This is a genomic window from Ochrobactrum quorumnocens (genome assembly GCF_002278035.1).
Taxonomy (GTDB): Bacteria; Pseudomonadota; Alphaproteobacteria; order Rhizobiales; family Rhizobiaceae; genus Brucella; species Brucella quorumnocens.
In genome coordinates this window covers 522,454-542,032 of the sequence record NZ_CP022604.1, presented here as the reverse complement: position 1 = coordinate 542,032, position 19,579 = coordinate 522,454, and the positions used below count along the sequence as shown (strand labels likewise).

Genomic DNA, 19,579 nt, shown 5'->3' with positions numbered 1-19,579 from the left:
CACTTGGGCGCACAAAGGTCGCTCTAACACTTTAAAATGAGAGCATAATTTTACCTTAAACTGATCCAAGTTTAAGGAATTACGCTCTAGAACATCTCAATTACGAAAAAGACCCCCGAAGCAATCCACTTCGGGGGTCTTTTCATCAGACTTTGTTGGAGGTCGTCCGATAGTAGTAAGCTATTGATATTTGAATTTAAGCGCCAGCCGCTGCCATCTGATCACGAATAATCGTGCGCAATTCATCAATCGGCTTCAAAGCACCGTTTTCTTCAAAGTGCCAGAACGTCCAGCCATTGCAGGCATCAAAGCCCTGCACCTTGGCACCCATGCGATGAATGGAACCAGCTTCGCCGTTGGCAGCCAGAGTACCGTCAGCACGGACGATAGCAGCATGGCGGCGGCGCGCATCAGAAAGAACTGTGCCCGGACGCAAAAGGCCTGCTTCCATGATCGAGGTGAAAGCCACGCGTGGTTCGGCGCGCTTGCCTGTCATGACAGTAAGTTCAGCCTTACCAAGTGGTTCAACTGCATCAATGCGGGCAGTCGCCGCATCGATATAGGCCTGCTCACGTTCAATGCCGACGAAATGACGGCCAAGACGCTTTGCAACAGCACCGGTCGTACCTGATCCAAAGAACGGATCAAGAATGACATCGCCTGGCTTGCTTGAAGCCATCATGATGCGCGCAAGCAACGCTTCCGGCTTTTGGGTTGGATGAACCTTGTCGCCGTTTTCATCTTTCAAACGTTCCGAGCCGGTGCAGATAGGGAACAGCCAATCGGAGCGCATCTGCACATCGTCATTGGCCGCTTTCATGGCATCGTAATTGAAGGTGTAGCCTTTGCCCTTTGCATCACGTGAAGCCCAGATCAGTGTTTCATGCGCGTTCTGGAAACGACGACCACGGAAGTTTGGCATCGGATTGGTCTTGCGCCATACGATGTCGTTCAGAAGCCAGAAGCCAATGTCCTGAAGCTGTGTGCCAACGCGGAAAATATTGTGGTAAGAACCAATAACCCAGATAGTGCCATTTGGCTTCAGCACGCGACGGCAGGCCAGAAGCCATGCGCGGGTGAAGGCATCATAGGCCTGAAAGCTTTCAAACTGATCCCAATGATCGTCAACAGCGCTAACCATCGTCTGATCAGGGCGGTGAAGATCGCCACCCAGCTGGAGATTGTAAGGAGGATCGGCAAAAATGACGTCCACCGAGTGATCCGGAAGGCGTTCCAATGCGGAAACGCAATCACCCTTGATGATAGAGTCGAGCCAAGCGGTACGCGGGGCCTCAATAGGCAACTCATGTGCAAGACGTACTAGGGACATGGGATACTCGATTACCTGTGAACGCTAAAAACTTGTCCTTATGGTTACTGAGTAGGGTAAATATGCGGTTAACGCCAAGTGATTGAAATTGTAAACCTTTTCTTAATTTGCTCGTAAAAGCCCGTATTTCCGGCACTTTGCATAACCAAGTGGCTTTGACAGTTTTGTTCCAGCCATATTAAAGCCGTCAACAAATTGCAGTTCGAAGCTCTCAAATGGCGCAATCAATAAGGCTTGGTTATTCGTTTACCCCTATGATCGCGCTAACGACCTCAACTGATTTGCGTGCCCCTTTATGTGTCAGACATGAATATCAATGAACTGCGTCACAACCGGTATTTGCGGGTTCTTTTCGTACCCTTCCGCATGCGCGCCTTGGTGCGCGGCAGTGAAATCGGCCTCGCCATTGCTGGCGCAGTCATCGGGATCATTTCGGCTCTTGCAGTCGCGGCCATTGGTGGCATTTCGCAATGGATGCATCAGGCTCTCTTCGGGCTTGCAGAAGGTGAGAGGCTTAGTTCTGCGTCGCAACTCAATCCAAGCGCCTATATTGCACCACTGGCGGGCGGTATTCTTATGGGTATTGTCATTTGGGTGCTGGCGCGCTGGCGCAAAAAACCCATCGTCGACCCCATCGAGGCCAATGCGCTTCACGGCGGACATCTGTCGCTGACAGACAGCTTCATTCTTGTGGGGCAGAACCTTATCTCCAACGGTTTTGGCGCTTCAGTTGGACTTGAGGCAGCTTATACACAGCTTGCCAGTGGCTTTGCATCACGCATTGGTCGCGCACTGAAACTGCGTCGTGCCGACTTACGCACTTTGGTTGGATGTGGTGCAGCCGCAGCCATTGCCAGCGCGTTCAATGCACCACTTACGGGTGCATTTTATGCTTTCGAGCTGATCATCGGCGTTTATTCCATCGCAACACTGGCACCGGTCGTGGTCGCAGCCATTGTCGGCATGCTGGTTACACAGGCGATCGGTGGGGCTCCGTTCGTTATCCAAATCGGACCACTGGATGGCATTGCGGCACGCGATTATGTGCCAGCGCTGGTGCTTGGTTTTCTGGCAGCAGGCATTGCCATTCTCATCATGCGTGGTGTTACCACGGTCGAACGTATTGCACGAAAAAGTATCATACCAACCGTAATGGCTCCGGCTATCGGCGGTGCAATTGTCGGCATGATTGCTTTTGTTTCACCGCAGGTTCTGGCTTCCGGCCACGGGGCCTTGCACCTTGATCTGAATGCCAACCTAACCATTCCAGTGCTGTTGCTCCTAATTTTCTGCAAATCTCTTGCCTCAGCCATCTCCATCGGTTCAGGCTTTCGTGGCGGACTGTTTTTTGCGTCGCTGTTTCTGGGCGCTCTGACGGGCAAGCTTTTTGCAGCTGTGACCGGCATGGTATTACCACTTTCGCTAGAGCCTGAAGTCTATGCCGTCATCGGCATGAGTTCGATGGCTGTGGCCATTGTCGGCGGCCCACTCACTATGGCCTTTCTCGCGCTCGAACTGACTGGCGATTTCCCGATTGCAATGCTGGTTCTCGGAGCGGTCGTCTCATCATCGCTTATGGTCAGAAAGACTTTCGGCTACTCGTTTGCTACCTGGCGCTTCCATCTGCGTGGCGAAGCCATTCGCTCTGCGCACGATATTGGCTGGGTTCGCAATCTCACCGTCAACCGCATGATGCGCCACGACGTGCGCACTGTGCCCATCGACACGGACATCGAGACGTTCCGTCACGACTTCCCTCTCGGCTCAACCCAGCGCGTTATCGCAGTGGATAGTGAGGGGCACTATGTTGGTATGATCCCTGTCCCGGAAGCCTATTCGGAAAGTTTCGATACGTCTGACGGTACGCGCAGCATAAGCGACTTGCTGCGTTATCAGGACCAGTTCCTACTGCCGCAGATGAATGCCAAGGAAGCTGTTGCGCGTTTCGACCGAGCAGAGGCCGAAGCGCTTGCAGTCATCAACAATGCGCAGGAGCGTATGGTGCTTGGGCTTTTAAGTGAAGCGCACACGCTGCGCCGCTATAGCGAAGAACTGGATCGCCGCAGACGTGAGGTTTCAGGGGAAGTGTAAGCCTTATATTTGGGCGGCTTTTTAGACCCGTTTCCAACATGTCGGAAGATGCAAATTCTTTAGTAAGATTTGTCAGCCACCGGCGCAGTTCCGCGGTTCTCCGGCGTCACACTGTAATAATACGGGGTCGCAAGAATGAACGCCAGAACAACGACGATTGCGAGAATGAACAGCACAACGGACTTTCGCATAAACTTCTCCTTCACTGGAGGAAGGAAACGGTCAGCCCAGCATATCGTTCCGACAAATACGGCAAGTTGAACGGCCTTAATTTGACGCGCAAGTCATAAAAGTGTAGCTCATCGGCGGTGTTTCGGCGGATAATATCCCCCTCGTCCCTCATTAGTGCGTGGTTTGATCCGAGCGGACAAAATCAGCGTTCTAACATTCTAATGTAATGCGCATCCTACCCGAAAATCGTTTCACATGTTCGGTATGCGCTCTAAAAGGCTTGTAACATGGCGGCTCCTTCCCTGATTATTTTTGACTGCGATGGTGTATTGGTGGATTCGGAAGTCATCGCGGCGCAAGTAGATGCCGTTCTTCTGACAGAAGCTGGATATCCGATTGAAGCAGAAGAAGTAGGCGAGCGCTTCGCTGGCCTTACCTGGCAGGACATTCTTCTGACCGTCGAACGTGAAGCAGGCATTCCGATATCCGCGTCGCTACTCGACAAGTCGGAAAAGCTGCTCGATGAACGCCTTAAAAATGAAGTGCAGGCGATTGAAGATATCGTCGAGGTCGTTTCTGCACTTGGGCTACCAAAGTGCATCTGTTCCAACTCGACCAATGCGCGCCTTGAACTCATGTTGAAGCGCGTTGGTCTCTATGATCTTTTTGCGCCAAATATCTTCTCATCGCGCGAAGTCGGCACAAAAAAGCCGAAGCCTGCGCCAGACGTTTTCCTCTACGCCGCCAAGCAATTTGGTGTCGATCCAGCGGATGTCATCGTGATTGAAGATTCAGCCCATGGCATTCATGGCGCACGCGCAGCCGGAATGCGTGTCATCGGCTTTACTGGTGGCGCACATACCTATCCAGGCCATGCCGACAAGCTGACGGATGCAGGTGCTGAAACAGTGATCCATCGCCATAAGGATCTGCCGGGCGTGATCGAGGCCTTATCAATCTGGACTGACGCCTGAGGCTTGCGACGTCTCCCGAAACACATGCTTTCGGGAGAACTATTAGAGCGCGTTTCGATCTGATTGGATCAGATCGAAACGCGCTCTAATTATCTGTTTTAACGCGCATCTTTGTCCGAAAACCGTTTCACACTTTTCGGGATGCGCTCTAAATCAAAAGCGCTGGTTCAGCATTCGTCCTGCTGGACTGGCAATGCAGTGTTAAGCAGCACTGCGTTTATTCTTGCTCTTCACGGATGCATTCAGCGTGGCGAGCAGTTCTTCGGATTCGCTTTTACTCAGACCAATCATCAGTCTGTCGCCGATTGATGCGGGCTCGTCCGTCGTGACGTCGAAGATCGCCCAGGTGTCTGTCGGCTCAAGAACGCGTTCATATTTTGGTTTCATGGGCATAGACCAGAGCGGTTTCTATAATCCGCCCTATCCTCTTGGTTCGTTGCAGTTTCAATCGGAGACGACCAGCCCTTCATCAGACACAATCATCCCTGCTGAAATTGTTGTAATGCAAACCTCTTGCTTTTCACTTCACAGAAGCAGTCGAATTTAATTAGAATCTTATAGATTTGTTCTATAGTTAAATATCTATTTCGCCGCCGGAGCCTTGCTACGCCCGCGTCTTTTGGATGGGGTAGCATTCCCCACAAGCGCTTGTGCCGCTGTTGCTTCAACAGGCCTTCCGAAGAACCAGCCCTGCCCGAACAGAGTATCGCAAATACCGCGAAAATAGTTAGCCTGAGCTTCTGTCTCGATGCCTTCGACGACAATATCCAGACCGTGCTCATGCGCCATCGAAATAATCTGTGGCACGATTGAAACTGTACCGCGTTCATCACCGACTGTACGTGTGAAAGCCTTGTCTATCTTGATGGCATCGACCTGCAGCTCGCCCAAATAGGCAAGATTGGAATAGCCTGTGCCGAAGTCATCGATATAAATCCGATGCCCCCGCTCACGCAGTTGTTTGATACCTTCGGTGGCCTTGGAAAAATCGACAGCTGTACGCTCCGTCAACTCCAGTCCGATTTGTTGGGGCTTGATATCAAATGCGCCGAGGCGCTGGTCAAGTGCAGCCATAAATGCCGGGTTCTGCAGGTCACCTGCCGTCATGTTCACATTGATGCGCAAAGAACGTTGCTGACGCAAAAGCTCGCCCATCTCCAAAATCACCTGATCGACAACATACAAGGTGATGCGATCTGCTATACCCGCTGCTTCCGCACGCGCAATAAACAGATCAGGCGGCACGAAATCACCCTTTGTTATCTCCCAGCGGATCAGCGCCTCAAAACCCGTAACCTTGCCGTCCCCTATGTTGACGACAGGCTGATAAACCAGTGCGAGGCTCTTCGCCGCCAGCGCCTTTTTCAAGAGTGAAATCAAGGATCGGTCGCGATTTCGATAATAGATCCAGGCCGCGCCAAGACCGCCGCCAACAAACATTCCAAGAGCAGTAAAAACAAAAGGCAGGAGTCGGTCCGACTCAGCATACCAACTCTGCGATGTCACGACCGAAATACAGATTCCCGTAACAGGGTCACAAGCTTTTTCACGCAGAATATCGTCCGAAATGCCAAACAACCGACCGCTGCCTGTCGGAACAAAACTGTTTTGGATATTGCCGGGAAACGCCTCGGGAAAACTGTATAGACGCGCAAACTGCGTTCTGTCCGCGCTTGTCAGAAAAACAACGAAATTATACTGGGAAACGTGCAAAGCATCAAAAGCAACCGAGCTTAAAACAACATTGGCTTCGTCACGTCCAATGACGGGGCCGTGGCTGCCAGGCGTAATCAAATCATGATCGCCATAGACATAAGTGCCGTCCTGTAACTTCACCTCTTCAGTGGAACGCACCTCGTTAGTGTCAACGTCATTCAGAAGAGTGGAACATTGAAGTCGTTCATTAACGAGACGGCCGATATCTTTGATGTGATAGCCAGCAAACAGCAGCTCACGTAAATAACGTTTATCCTCGTCAGAGCAAATTGCATAAGGAGAACGGTTGGCCTGCTCCAACGTTTTCTGTGCGGACGTTATGATGCGATTGGCCTGTGACATGAGCACAGACATATAGGCATCCATGTTCCGTTCTTCGTCGTGAAGCTGAAACCAATTGCCAGCCCATTTTCCAGCAATCGCACCGAGCAGCAGCATAACGGCGATCAGGACATAAACAGGCGATAAAAAAGACCTGCGCTGAAGCACCATCAGAAAACCTGCCGTTCCAATATCGACAATAGGGAATCCAGTCTAAAACATCTTTCTCATGCCACTATGGCGCATAAAATCAAATAAAGGAAATAACTATTATTTCCAGTATTCTTTATAAAAAGATCGAACTTATCTTTTAGTAGCCTTATCTAAATAATATACAATATAAAACTGTAAAATTCATCAGATCTATAAATGACAAACGTAAACAAATCGCAAGTTAAAAAAGAGGTGCGCGCAATATCAGCGTGCACCTCACATGATCTCGGCTAGAGCATTTCCTGTTAAAGATGAATCGTAGAAAATGCTCTTAAGGCTCACTAGTTACTTCGTGTTGTACGGACCTTCATCAAAGCCCACATAAATCTGGACACTACGAGCGCTATCCGACGGAATTGAAATTCCCTTGTCGTTGAACACAAATTGCGTCGCACCGCCGCCACTGGTCACATTCACAGTCTGCTTGTGCAGCTTGGAATAAATCACCTTGTCGCCCTGAAGTACTGCAACGCGCACTGGCATGGTGATGTTGCCGCTCTTGTATTTCGGGCCGGGCACGACCTTACCTGCCGCAGCAACATCAAGATTGATTGTTCCATCAGTGTATTGGCAAGCACGAGTAGTATCGGTCAAAGCCGCCTGATAAATGACGCGGCTCGCATCCTTGTCGCCACCCTTTTCATAGGTGTTGAAATAGGCAGTGCCATCACGCAGTGAAACAGTTGGGCAGAAAGCGCGCAACTCTGATTCCTTGATGCGTGTCTGGCCGGCATCGGTGAGTGAGCCATCCGCAGACTTCTGCGTGCCACTTGTCGTGCAGCCTGCGAGCGCTGCAAGCAAAACCGTTGCAAAGACTGGAAACAACGATGAACGATTCTGTATTGGTTTCTGCATAAACCGGGCTTCCCTGCACTGATCGACCTGTTCTATACCACTACAGCATCGGCCTAAAAATCGATATCGATTTTTGGAAAGCGCGGTGCGTAGTTTTTAACACGTTAGAGCATTCTTTTGCGTCCATTCGGACACAAGGCGCTCTAAACGATGCGTAGCGTGAGGGTGTTTTCCTGTTTTTTGTCGCCAAGAGCAACCCCCATCCCTACAAGGATGCTTTAATTCTTGCGGCTTTTTTAGGGACGCTCTATTGCATTGTGCGGCTAAAATCCGCATCGACCCGAAATGAAGGCCTTTGAGATGAAATATATCAGCACGCGCGGCGAAGCACCTGTTCTGGGGTTCAGCGACGCTTTGCTCGCCGGACTTGCCCGCGATGGCGGCCTCTATCTTCCACAAGAATACCCACAATTCACTCCAGAACAAATTCGCGATTTGCGCGGAAAATCCTATGTGGATATCGCGCTGGCTGTGCTGACACCTTTCATCAACGGTGAGATTCCCCAGGCGGATTTCGAGCGCATGGTGCGTGAAGCCTACGGTTCATTCCGTCACGACGCGGTCTGCCCACTGGTTCAGACGGGCTCAAACGAGTTCATTCTTGAACTGTTCCATGGGCCGACACTTGCGTTCAAAGATGTCGCCATGCAGCTTCTCGCTCGCATGATGGATTATGTACTAGCCCAACGCGGTGAGCGCGCCACAATTGTCGGCGCCACCTCCGGCGACACAGGCGGCGCCGCTATCGAGGCTTTTGGCGGCCGTGACAATACCGATATTTTCATCCTGTTTCCGAATGGTCGTGTATCGCCGGTGCAGCAGCGCCAGATGACTAGCTCCGGTTTTTCCAATGTTCATGCTCTTTCTATCGAAGGTAATTTCGATGACTGCCAGAACCTGGTCAAAGGCATGTTCAACGATCTCGAATTCCGTGACGCGATTTCGCTGTCTGGTGTAAACTCGATCAACTGGGCACGCATTATGCCGCAGGTGGTCTACTATTTCACAGCAGCACTGAGTCTTGGCGCGCCCGACCGTGCCGTGTCCTTCACAGTGCCGACCGGCAATTTCGGCGATATTTTTGCAGGTTTCGTTGCCAAGAAAATGGGCCTTCCAATCGATCAGCTCATTATCGCTACAAACGACAACGATATTCTCTCGCGTACGCTGGATAGCGGTGCCTACGAAATGCGCGGTGTCGAACAAACCACATCACCTTCGATGGACATCCAGATTTCGTCCAATTTCGAGCGTTTGCTGTTTGAAGCTCATGGCCGTGATGCGGCTGCGATACGTGGTCTGATGCAGAGCCTGAGGCAATCGGGTGGTTTTACTATCTCCGAAAAGCCGCTTTCTGCCATTCGAGGTCAGTTTTCAGCAGGCCGTTCTACGGTTGCGGAAACTGCGCAAACTATAAAATCCGTGCTGGAAACAGATGGTTATCTGCTTGATCCGCACTCGGCCATTGCTGTTAAGGTCGCTCGCGAAAAAGTGTCCGGGAGTGCACCAATGGTGGTTCTGGCGACAGCCCACCCGGCAAAATTCCCCGATGCCGTAAAGGCTGCGTGCGGTATTAACCCGGAACTTCCGGCATGGCTTTCGGACTTGATGCAACGAAAAGAAAGTTTCACAGTTCTTCACAACGAGCTGAAAATCGTGGAAGAATACGTTCGCCGTCATTCTCGGGCATAAAATACGAGTGCTCTAACAGAGAATAAGAACGGGAACCCGAATGGGACTATGGGAGCATTTTGCTTATGGGTGTTGAAGTAACGCGTCTTTCCAATGGCTTGACCATTGCTACAGATAACATGCCGCATGTGGAAAGCGTCGCGTTGGGTATCTGGGTCAAGGCAGGCGCACGAAACGAAGCTCCGGATCGGCATGGTATTGCCCATCTGCTTGAGCACATGGCTTTCAAGGGCACTGAGAAGCGGACGGCCTGGCAGATCGCCTCGGACATCGAAAATGTTGGCGGCGAGATCAATGCTGCGACGAGTGTTGAAACCACGTCTTATTATGCGCGTGTCCTACGCAACGACATGCCTCTGGCGATCGATATCCTCTCAGATATTCTGACCGCTTCGAAGTTCGATGAAGCGGAGCTTGAGCGCGAAAAGCAGGTCATCATGCAGGAGATCGGTGCTGCGCACGATACGCCTGATGATATCGTCTTTGACCGCTTTACCGAAACCGCCTATCGCCATCAGCCAATCGGACGCGCCATCCTTGGTGAACCTGACACGGTTATGTCTTTCACTTCGGACGACCTGCGCCAGTATATCGATGAACAATACAGCGCCGACCGCATGGTGGTAACGGCCGCGGGCGGCATCGATCACGATCAATTCGTGAAAGAAGTTGAAAAGCGTCTTGGCGGTTTCCGCGCCCACAACACTGCGCCAACGCTTGATCTCGCCACCTATGTTGGCGGTGATTTCCGCGAAAATCGCGAATTGATGGACGCGCAGGTACTGATCGGCTTTGAAGGCCGTGCCTATCACGTTCGCGACTTTTATGCCTCGCAGCTTCTCTCGATGATCCTCGGCGGCGGCATGTCCTCGCGGTTGTTTCAGGAAGTGCGTGAAAAGCGCGGCCTTTGTTATTCGGTCTATGCTTTTCATTGGGGCTTTTCCGATACGGGTCTGTTCGGTATTCATGCCGCGACGGGCCGCGATGAGCTCGTTGAGCTACTTCCGGTCATTATCGATGAATTGCACAAGGCGGCGGATTCCATCAGCCTTGAGGAAGTCAATCGTGCCCGTGCGCAGTACAGCGCAAGCCTGCTCATGTCGCAGGAAAGCGCTGCAAGTCGTGCAGGGCAGATTGCACGTCAGTTCCTGCTCTATGGTCGTCCGGTCGCAAACAGTGAACTGATGGATCGGCTCTCACTGATCACTCCAGAACGACTGAGCGACCTTGCCGGACGTCTGTTCCTTGACAGCAAGCCGACGATTGCTGGTGTTGGTCCTGTTGGTCGTCTGATGAGCTTTGAAGGGCTCACCGATGCTCTCTCGACCAGCGCGCATACAAGGAAGATTGCCGTTTAGAATATCAAGGAAGCAAGGATTTTGGGTTGCCCCGGATAAATTGGGCGAGACTGTTGGGTTTTTAAATTTTAAACAACATACTCGCTCATCCCATGTTTCCTGACTTCCGTTTATCAACACGAGAACCCGCATGATCGGCCTGCCATTCCGGCGCAGCAATCCGACAATCCTCCGTGGGAAGCGCATTTACTTGCGCGAGCCATTGATGACCGACTTTGCAAGTTGGGCCAATGTACGCGAGCAAAGCCGCGCCTTTCTCACTCCATGGGAACCGACCTGGGCCGATGACGACCTGACCAAAAGCGCTTTCCGTCATCGATTGCGGCGTGTGCAGGAAGAAATGTCCGATGGTACGGGTTATCCGTTCTTCATTTTCCGCAATGGTGACAACAGGCTTTTGGGAGGCATTACGCTTGGCAACATCAAGCGTGGTGTGGGCCAGAGCGGCATGATTGGCTATTGGAGCAGCGTATCGGTTGCCGGCCAGGGCTATATGACCGAAGGCTTATCAATGGTTATCCCCTTTGCATTCGGGGAACTGAGGTTGCACCGGATTGAAGCTGCCTGTATTCCCCATAATGTACGTTCGATACGGCTTCTCGAAAAAGCCGGATTTCAGAGAGAAGGACTGTTGCGCTCCTATCTCAAAATAAACGGCTTCTGGCAGGATCACCTGTTATTCGCCCTTTTAGAAAGCGACATACGCATGACCAATGGCAAGGTTGAACGCTCGTGAACGGTCTTACAGACAGGTTTTTTTCAGCCTTCACGCGTCTTCTCGCGCTGATTGTGCCCGCGTTTGTTGCCATTGCGATCTTTTCTACAGTTCACGCCTTTGCCGTTGAACCGATAAAAATCTCGAAAGAGGACACCGCCCTTGATCTTTCGCGCGCTGTTGAACTGCTGCGCAATCAGGGTGAGAGTGTACAGGTTTCCACGGCCCCCGGTGCGGATGGTATTGTGCGTCGTATTGAGGTGCAGGCCGATCCTAATTCTAACGCATCTGGTGACTGGGCCGCTTTTTCCATCGCCAATCCAACAGCCGAGCAGATTGACCGCCTGATCGTAGCTCCACACTTCCGCCTCGTCGGTTCAGGCGTGATCTGGCCTGATCTCGGGTCGCAACGTATTTCATCCATCACACCAAGCGAGGGCTTTGCGCTCGATCGGCAGCCCAGTGCCGATGCTGATGTTTTTCGCATTACGATCAATCCGGGGACGGTCATAACGTTTGTTGCCGAGCTCTCATCGCATAATCTTCCCCAGCTCTATCTATGGGAACCTGAAGCGTACAAGGATGCGGTCAACTCCTACACGCTTTATCGCGGTATTCTGCTAGGCATTTCCGGCCTTCTAGCGCTGTTTTTAACGATTCTCTTCGTTGTTAAGGGAACCTCGCTGTTCCCGGCGACTGCTGCACTCGCATGGGCAGTGCTGGCTTACATCTGTGTCGACTTCGGCTTCTGGAACAAGCTGATGGAGATCACGCCCGGCAATGAGCAGGTCTGGCGAGCGGGTACCGAAGTGGCACTTGCCGCCTCTCTGGTGATATTTCTGTTCACCTACCTCAATCTCAATCGATGGCATGATCATTTCAGCTATGGGGCGGTGACATGGGTGCTGGGGCTGATCGCGCTTGCAGGCGTCGCCGTATTTGATCCGCCAGTTGCATCTGGTATTGCGCGCATGTCGCTGGCGCTGACTGTTGCCTCCGGCATCTTCATAATCGGTTATCTGGCGGTCAAAGGCTACGACCGAGCGGTGATGCTCATTCCCGCCTGGTTGCTCACGCTTATATGGTTGCTCGGCGCATGGATGGCTGTCTCTGGCCAGCTCGACAACGATATTGTTCAGCCTGCTCTCGGCGGTGGTCTGGTCCTCATTGTGCTTCTCATCGGCTTTACTGTCATGCAGCACGCTTTTTCTGGCGGTGCACTTCAACAGGGCCTGCTTTCAGATATGGAACGGCAGGCACTGGCTGTCATTGGTGCCGGAGACATTGTTTGGGACTGGGACGTGCCGCGTGATCGTGTTGTGACAACGCCTGATATTGCGAATTACCTTGGCAGTACCGCAAGTTCGCTGCAAGGACCGGTGCGCAACTGGCTGCCCGCCATGCATGCCGATGATCGTGATCGCTTCCGTTCCACGCTTGATGCCATTCTCGAAAACCGGCGCGGACGCATCGGACAAATTTTCCGTCTGCGCGCCAATGATGGCCATTATCACTGGTATGCACTGCGCGCCCGTCCCGTTATCGGTTCGGATGGCGAAATCGTTCGCTGTGTCGGCACATTGGTGAATGTAACTGAGCAGAAAAAAGCTGAAGAACGCCTCCTGCACGATGCTGTGCACGACAATCTAACCGGCCTGCCAAATCGTGAGCTGTTTCTGGATCGTCTCAGTAACGTGATGAACATGGCGCGCGGCGAAAGCAGACTGCACCCGACCGTTTTCATCATCGACATCGACCGTTTCAAGCAGGTCAACGACAGTCTCGGCATGTCAGCCGGGGATACGATCCTGCTGACCATCTCACGCCGCCTGTCGCGCCTAATGAAGCCACAGGATACGCTTTCGCGTTTGTCATCCGATCAATTCGGCCTGTTGCTCGCATCTGAAAGCGATCCGGGGCGCATCGCATCTTTTGCAGAAGCGCTACGTCAGGCGGTCCGTTCACCGATTGCCTATGCCAAGCGAGAAATCGTGTTAACGGCATCGGTCGGCCTGATTACCTGGACGAAAACCGCAGCCTCTGCGGAAGATTTTGTCAAAGACGCGGAACTGGCCATGCATCAGGCCAAACGCTTTGGCGGTGACCGCATTGAGCCGTTCCGCCCTGCGTTCCGTGCAATCGGCAGTGACAAATTGCAGCTGGAATCCGATTTGCGCCGTGCCCTTGAGCGCGATGAAATCAGTCTGGTCTATCAACCGATTGTCCGGCTTGATGATGGCACCATTGCGGGCTTTGAAGCACTGATGCGCTGGGAACATCCGCGCCGGGGTGGAATTTCTCCGTCCGAGTTTATTCCGATTGCCGAAAGCTCTGGCCTCATCGTGCAACTTGGACTGTTCGCCATTCAGCGTGCGGCAGAAGACCTGTTTGCATGGCAGGAACAGTTCCCAAAACTCGATCTCTTTGTATCGGTTAATCTGTCGAGCACCCAGCTGATCCGGCAGGATTTGATCAATGATGTGCGCTCGGTTCTCTCGCGCATTCATCTCACGCCCGGCAGTCTCAAGCTTGAACTGACGGAATCCGTGCTGATGGAAAATCCGGAACAGTCGGCACATGTTCTTGCACGTCTGAAAACCATGGGTGTGGGTCTGTCGCTTGATGATTTTGGAACCGGCTATTCTTCTCTGGCCTATCTGACGCGCTTTCCGTTCGATATCATCAAGATTGACCGCTCGTTCGTCAAAGGCGATCAACCGCAAAAGACCACCCTCCTGCGCTCCATCGTCAGCATGGCGCATGATCTCGGTCTTGCCGTTGTGACTGAAGGCGTCGACAGTGAAAGTGACGCTCTTCAATTGCGTCAGATGGGCTGCGAATATGTGCAGAGCTTCATGTTTGGTGAGCCATCGAGCCGAGAAGATGCGACGCGCATGATCCGGGAACAGCTGGACGCAGCTGCGGCTTAAAGCATTCCCAGCATAAAGTGCGAAGCGCTTTTGCGTAGGATAATGCGTACAAACAAATAGTTAGAGCGGCTCCAACTATTCAGTCTTAACTGAAGCCGCTTTAAGTCCTACTTTTACACGATAATTATTCAGGCATGACCAGCTTCGGAAACGAGCCGTGCCATGTCGATACCCATTCGGTTCATCAGTCGGTCGTATTTTCCGGCAATGTCACTGTCAAACAGCATATCCGTCGGCGCCGGGCAGGTAAGCCAGCCATTTTCTGCAAATTCCAGATCAAGCTGTCCGGGGGCCCAGCCGGAATAACCCAGCGTCATCAGGGCTTGTATTGGCCCGCTGCCGCTATAGATTGCGCGCAGAATATCGACCGTTGCCGTGAGACACACGTCTTCTGTAACCGGCATCGTGGAATCGACCATGTAATCGTCGCTATGCAACACGAAACCGCGAGTCCGGTCGACAGGCCCGCCATCGCGGACAACCATATGCTGCGCCCGCGGCGGTAGCATGATCAGATCTTCATCGTCGATGACACCAATCTGACGAAGAAGGTCGGGGAAACCAACCGGCTGGACCTGATTAATGATGAAACCCATCGCGCCTTCTTCTGAATGGGCACAGATATAGACCACAGCGCGGGCGAAGCGCTCGTCATTCATTCCGGGCATTGCGAGCAGGAATTGCCCGTTCAAGAAACCCTGCTCCTGGTTTGGCTTCCTGAGAATGGTCATGTCTATGAAGGTAGCAAGACTGCGGCAAATGACAATGAAATTCGTGCGATCTTTCTCTAAACGTCAAATACACTTGATTTCGGATTGCCTAGTGAAGCAAACTGACCTCTAAAAACACAATTAAAGATTGAAAGAACTGCCACAGTGCTCACGTATTTAGTTGTATTTTGGGTGATTATTTTTTGTCTCTATTCGATTTATGCGCAGATCAAACTCTCTCCACTGATTGATTTCATCAGACAAAGCCCGTCAATGACAAAGGCGATTGGTGATGTGTCAGATCTCTATTATATTTTTACGATGACCCGCGGCAATTACAGCTTCGCCCGCTATCTTTTGCGAACCCGCGTACCACCGCCTGAAATCGCAACACAATTTACCGACTACAGCCAGTTACGCACCACATCCAACATTGCACTCTTTTTACATGTTGCGATGGGCGTAATCATTGGCCTGAGTGTGATAATCAACCTGATCCTGAAACTCTGAACAACAATCAGCAGGCACAAACTCAGCCTTGATAGAAACATGATTTTCCATCAATCTCGACGCATGAAATTACGCGTTTTTCTGATCATGACTATTGTTTTGACCGCAGCCTTCCCCGTGCTGGCAGCAACGTCCGACTGGGCGGAGACGCCGGGCGGCAAAGTCCGTGTCGTTCTCGAAGGGACCAAACAAGACGATGAACTGCGCGGAGCATTGCAGATTGATCTGAACCCTGGATGGAAAACCTATTGGCGCAACCCGGGTGACGCAGGTGTGCCGCCGCAACTCAATCTTGAGGGCAACAACTCCGCACGGATCGATTTCCCCGCGCCCGTTAATTTTGGTGCCGGTGACGAAGGCGGTATCGGTTATACGCACCCTGTCACGCTGCCACTGACATTTACCGTCAAACCGGATGAAGAGCGGCTCAAAGGACATGTATTTCTCGGTGTCTGCCAAAAAATATGTATTCCGGTGCAAGCCCAGTTCGATTTTCCGCTGACTGCGAAAGATACAGCACAGTCACCACAAACCATTGCTGCGCGCACAATCGTCGAAACAGCCTTTGACCGCCTTCCCGCGCCTGCCACGGCTGCTTTCGGGGTGAGCGGTGCAAAGCGGCATGCGGATAAGGCCCTGTTCGACATTGCCCTGCCGGATGACCGAGCATCCGCAACGCTTTTTGTGGGAAGTGATCAGGTCAGCCTTTCGGAGGCAGTAGCCGATAAAAATTCAAACAAGCCGCGTTTCACAGCGACGATCTATAGCAAAGCCAGCAAAGGCGCTTTGATCGATTATACGCTGGTGCAAAACGGCAAGGCTGTTTCAGGACAGATACGGCTCGATTAGACCGATTTAACCTTGGTAATCAGCAATTTGAAATTGTCGAGCGAACCATTATCGGCTTAAGTGTCGTCGCCATGTTTCATGCACTGGCAATCGAGTTCAGACATTCATACAGGTGGGCAATGACGGCACGAGCTCACCTTCAGGAGAAAAACGATGACGATCAAAGTTGGTGAAAAGCTGCCCGCAGCAACCTTCAAGGTAAAGACCGCAGACGGCGTCAAGGAAGTGACTACTGACGAAGTGTTTGCTGGCAAAAAGGTCGTTCTGTTCGCGGTTCCCGGTGCTTTCACGCCGACCTGCAGCCTCAATCACCTGCCGGGTTATCTTGACAATCGCGACACCATTCTTGCGAAAGGCGTCGATCAGATCGCAGTCGTTGCAGTGAATGACGCTTTCGTTATGGGAGCATGGGCACAGAGCACCGGCGGCGAAGGCAAGATCCTATATCTCGCAGATGGTTCAGCCCTTTTCACCAAAGCTCTTGGTCTGGAACTGGACGCAACTGCAGGCGGCCTTGGCATTCGCTCGAAGCGTTATTCGGCAATCGTTGAAGACGGCGTCGTCAAGACCCTCAACATCGAAGAACAGGCTGGTCAGGCCGCTACTTCAAGTGCTGCAACCTTGATTGAACAACTCTAGCGCGCTTTGAAGAACGTCTTTACGCGCCTTGCTTTTCCGGCAGGGCGCGCATTTCGCGCGTCAGCCACTTTTCGAGTGCCAGCGTGTCCGGTTGCCCTGCCCTGTGAGGTGCAATCCAAAGCAGCATTCGACGCGGTCCCGGACGAAACCCAAATGGCGCTACAAGGCGTCCCGATGCGATGTGCTCGGCAACCAGCATATGCGGCACGACGGCTACACCCAGCCCACACAGTACCGCCTGTATCAACAGATAGAAATGATGGAACGTGGATTTTGGCTCAGGTGCCGGGAAATCAGCATTCGCAGCCTTCTGCCAGTCTGCAAATGCTTCCAGACGCGTTTGCGTGGCAAGTACCGTTGCTTGAGCCAGATCGGCAGGTGTTATGAGCGGACACTGCGCCAAGTAGGATGGTGCGCAGACCAGACCGATCTCCTCACGCCCCATGTCGCGGATTACCGCATCCGCCGGCGGCTCAATGACGCTTGATCTAATGGCGATGCCGATTTTATCCCGCATAAAATCGATGCGATCATAGTTCATGTTGAATTGCAGTTCGATGTTGGGATAGCGCTCATGGAAGCGTCCGATGCGCGGAATGATCCACTCCATCATGATTGAAGACGAGCAAGACAGCGTCAGAGGTCCCGGCTTCACGCGCTCGATACTTGCCTCAATTATAGAAAAGGCGCTCGCCAGACCTTCTGCCAGCCGCGCGCCCTCCGGCGTGGGATCGCTCTGTCGCGCGTTGCGTGTAAGCAGCAGTACACCGAGTGAGTCCTCCAGTGATCTTATCTGACGACTAACCGCACCGTGCGTCACACATAGCTCCTCTGCGGCCTTTGTCATTGAATGATGGCGCGCGACAGCCTCAAACGCTTTCAGCGCATTCAAAGACGGCAATGGGCGCATAGTAACTCCTGTTCGCATCTGAGCATACCTGTGAGATTATATCACAAATGACAGACAATAAATCGATTGCGGCGGCATGTCGCATTCTTTAGCTATCCACCCTATTTAGGGGCTAAAGCAACGCTGGAATCCATTATATCGTTCGATATGTATTCACGCAGTCTCTTTAGCTTCTCTTAATACGCAAGCAGGGAGGAACTGCAATGCAGCAAAAATCTCACGAAATGACGGCAGTTGAAAAGTCGGCGATATCGAAAATTTCGATCCGGCTGGTTCCGTTCATCGCGCTGATGTTCTTCATCAACTTCCTGGATCGTACCGCAATTTCCTTTGCTGGTCCGAACGGGATGACCACCGATCTTGCGCTCACAGCAGCCCAGTTCGGTTTTGCCGCCGGCATCTTCTTTGTCGGATATATCATTCTCGAAGTCCCGAGCAATCTTGCGTTGCACAAGTTTGGCGCACGCAAATGGCTTGCCCGTATCATGGTCACATGGGGCATTGTCGCGATCCTGTTCACATGGGTTTCAAGCGCAACCGAGCTTTACGTCCTACGCTTCCTGCTTGGTATTGCTGAAGCAGGCTTCTTTCCCGGCGCAATCCTGTTCCTGTCGACCTGGGTGCCTTCGCGTCATCGTAACAAGATCCTCGCGCTGTTCTATCTCGCACAGCCGTTGACGACTGTGATCGGCGCACCGCTTGCCGCACAGCTGATCGGCATGCACGGTGCTTTCGGCCTTGAAGGCTGGCGCATTATGTTCTTCGGTGTTGCGGCTCCGGCTATCATCGTGGGTATCATCACCTGGTTCTACCTGCCTGATACGCCAAACGACGCCAAGTGGCTGAACAAGGATGAACGCGACTGGCTTAATGGTGCGCTTGCTCAGGAAGAGAAGATCAAGGAAAAGGTGCATGGCAGCCATAAGACGGGTCTTGCTCTCGCAGACAAGCGCGTATGGCTCCTGTCCATCGTCTATTTCGGCCTGATTTACGGCCTTTATGCGCTGGCGTTCTTCCTGCCGACCATCATTGGTGGCTTTGAGCAGCAATTCAATGCGAAGTTTGACGTATTCGATAAGGGCCTGATCACCGCAATTCCATATCTGCCCGCAGCATTCGCTCTTTATTTCTGGAGCCGCGATGCAGCCAAACGCGGCGTACGCCCATGGCATATTGGCATCCCAGCACTTGTGGGTGCGATTGCAATCCCGGCCGCTCTCTTCATGCCAACGCCTGCAACCACGATCCTTATGATCACCGTGACTGCCTGTGCGATCTTCTCGGCTCTGCCGAACTTCTGGGCTATTCCATCTCGCTTCCTAAGCGGCACAGCAGCTGCCGCAGGTATCGCGCTCATTAACACAATCGGTAACATTGCGGGCTTTGCGGCGCCCTATATTACGGGTCTCGTCAAGGATTGGACCGGCCTTTATGAGATGCCGATGTTCATCGTTGGAGCTGTAATGCTAGTATCATCATTGCTGGCCTTCTCTCTGACCGGTCGCCTCAAAGATCCAACAGAGCTGCAGCAGAACAAATAATCAGCATCAAAGTAAAAAGCCGCGCTGTGTTCCAGCGCGGCTTTTCAATGGCCC

Annotated in this window: 17 protein-coding genes; 10 read left to right on the top strand and 7 right to left on the bottom strand. The window is 52.3% G+C overall.

All coding sequences use genetic code 11. From position 1 onward, the window contains the following. Nucleotides 1–196: 196 nt before the first annotated feature. On the bottom strand, nucleotides 197–1,330 hold the full coding sequence (locus tag CES85_RS12045) for a site-specific DNA-methyltransferase (RefSeq protein ID WP_095446209.1): 1,134 nt from the start codon (nucleotides 1,328–1,330) through the stop codon (nucleotides 197–199). 306 nt (nucleotides 1,331–1,636) lie between these two features. Between CES85_RS12045 and CES85_RS12040 the strand changes: the two genes are divergently transcribed. After that, entirely contained in the window at nucleotides 1,637–3,421 is a 1,785-nt protein-coding gene (locus CES85_RS12040) for a chloride channel protein (RefSeq protein ID WP_095446208.1), read from the top strand. A 59-nt stretch (nucleotides 3,422–3,480) separates the two neighbouring features. Here the strand turns inward: CES85_RS12040 and CES85_RS28120 are convergent, their stop codons facing one another. Continuing rightward, nucleotides 3,481–3,612 carry a hypothetical protein gene (locus CES85_RS28120; RefSeq protein WP_264232113.1) on the bottom strand — a complete coding sequence of 44 codons (132 nt, stop codon included), beginning with the start codon at nucleotides 3,610–3,612 and terminating at the stop codon, nucleotides 3,481–3,483. Between the two features lie 267 nt (nucleotides 3,613–3,879). On the opposite strand from CES85_RS28120, the gene CES85_RS12035 reads away from it, so the two are divergent. Further along, nucleotides 3,880–4,566 (top strand): HAD family hydrolase, encoded by a 687-nt coding sequence (locus CES85_RS12035; RefSeq protein ID WP_095446207.1) that lies wholly within the window; start codon nucleotides 3,880–3,882, stop codon nucleotides 4,564–4,566. 201 nt (nucleotides 4,567–4,767) lie between these two features. Here the strand turns inward: CES85_RS12035 and CES85_RS12030 are convergent, their stop codons facing one another. The 3 genes from CES85_RS12030 to CES85_RS12020 form a co-directional block, all read right to left on the bottom strand. Beyond that, nucleotides 4,768–4,953 (bottom strand): hypothetical protein, encoded by a 186-nt coding sequence (locus CES85_RS12030; protein ID WP_095446206.1) that lies wholly within the window; start codon nucleotides 4,951–4,953, stop codon nucleotides 4,768–4,770. 195 nt (nucleotides 4,954–5,148) lie between these two features. Beyond that, nucleotides 5,149–6,774, bottom strand: coding sequence for an EAL domain-containing protein (locus tag CES85_RS12025; protein ID WP_095446205.1), 1,626 nt, complete (start codon nucleotides 6,772–6,774; stop codon nucleotides 5,149–5,151). A gap of 327 nt (nucleotides 6,775–7,101) precedes the next feature. Next, on the bottom strand, nucleotides 7,102–7,671 hold the full coding sequence (locus tag CES85_RS12020) for a hypothetical protein (RefSeq protein ID WP_095446204.1): 570 nt from the start codon (nucleotides 7,669–7,671) through the stop codon (nucleotides 7,102–7,104). Nucleotides 7,672–7,971: 300 nt separating this feature from the next. On the opposite strand from CES85_RS12020, the gene thrC reads away from it, so the two are divergent. From thrC to CES85_RS12000, 4 genes are all read left to right on the top strand, one after another. Beyond that, nucleotides 7,972–9,363 (top strand): threonine synthase, encoded by a 1,392-nt coding sequence (gene thrC / locus CES85_RS12015; RefSeq protein WP_095447853.1) that lies wholly within the window; start codon nucleotides 7,972–7,974, stop codon nucleotides 9,361–9,363. 65 nt (nucleotides 9,364–9,428) lie between these two features. Next, nucleotides 9,429–10,721 carry a M16 family metallopeptidase gene (locus CES85_RS12010; RefSeq protein ID WP_095446203.1) on the top strand — a complete coding sequence of 431 codons (1,293 nt, stop codon included), beginning with the start codon at nucleotides 9,429–9,431 and terminating at the stop codon, nucleotides 10,719–10,721. Nucleotides 10,722–10,851: 130 nt separating this feature from the next. Then, complete coding sequence (locus CES85_RS12005; RefSeq protein WP_095446202.1) at nucleotides 10,852–11,457, top strand: GNAT family N-acetyltransferase; 606 nt, start codon at nucleotides 10,852–10,854, stop codon at nucleotides 11,455–11,457. Next, nucleotides 11,454–14,366, top strand: coding sequence for a sensor domain-containing phosphodiesterase (locus CES85_RS12000; RefSeq protein ID WP_095446201.1), 2,913 nt, complete (start codon nucleotides 11,454–11,456; stop codon nucleotides 14,364–14,366). Before CES85_RS12005 ends, CES85_RS12000 begins: the two co-directional genes overlap by 4 nt. Nucleotides 14,367–14,494: 128 nt before the next feature. Here the strand turns inward: CES85_RS12000 and CES85_RS11995 are convergent, their stop codons facing one another. Further along, a complete protein-coding gene (locus tag CES85_RS11995; RefSeq protein WP_095446200.1) occupies nucleotides 14,495–15,097 on the bottom strand; it encodes a YqgE/AlgH family protein in 603 nt (200 codons plus the stop codon). Between the two features lie 252 nt (nucleotides 15,098–15,349). Between CES85_RS11995 and CES85_RS11990 the strand changes: the two genes are divergently transcribed. The 3 genes from CES85_RS11990 (at nucleotide 15,350) to CES85_RS11980 (ending at nucleotide 17,074) form a co-directional block, all read left to right on the top strand. Beyond that, nucleotides 15,350–15,586: a hypothetical protein gene (locus tag CES85_RS11990; RefSeq protein WP_157743455.1), complete on the top strand. Its 237-nt coding sequence runs from the start codon at nucleotides 15,350–15,352 to the stop codon at nucleotides 15,584–15,586. Between the two features lie 63 nt (nucleotides 15,587–15,649). Next, entirely contained in the window at nucleotides 15,650–16,435 is a 786-nt protein-coding gene (locus CES85_RS11985; protein WP_095447852.1) for a protein-disulfide reductase DsbD domain-containing protein, read from the top strand. Between the two features lie 153 nt (nucleotides 16,436–16,588). After that, nucleotides 16,589–17,074 carry a peroxiredoxin gene (locus CES85_RS11980; RefSeq protein WP_095446198.1) on the top strand — a complete coding sequence of 162 codons (486 nt, stop codon included), beginning with the start codon at nucleotides 16,589–16,591 and terminating at the stop codon, nucleotides 17,072–17,074. 19 nt (nucleotides 17,075–17,093) lie between these two features. Here CES85_RS11980 and CES85_RS11975 read toward each other — a convergent pair whose 3' ends face one another. Then, nucleotides 17,094–17,984: a LysR substrate-binding domain-containing protein gene (locus tag CES85_RS11975; RefSeq protein WP_191793055.1), complete on the bottom strand. Its 891-nt coding sequence runs from the start codon at nucleotides 17,982–17,984 to the stop codon at nucleotides 17,094–17,096. A gap of 203 nt (nucleotides 17,985–18,187) precedes the next feature. Between CES85_RS11975 and CES85_RS11970 the strand changes: the two genes are divergently transcribed. Then, complete coding sequence (locus CES85_RS11970; protein ID WP_095446196.1) at nucleotides 18,188–19,525, top strand: MFS transporter; 1,338 nt, start codon at nucleotides 18,188–18,190, stop codon at nucleotides 19,523–19,525. The last annotated feature ends 54 nt before the right edge of the window (nucleotides 19,526–19,579 follow it).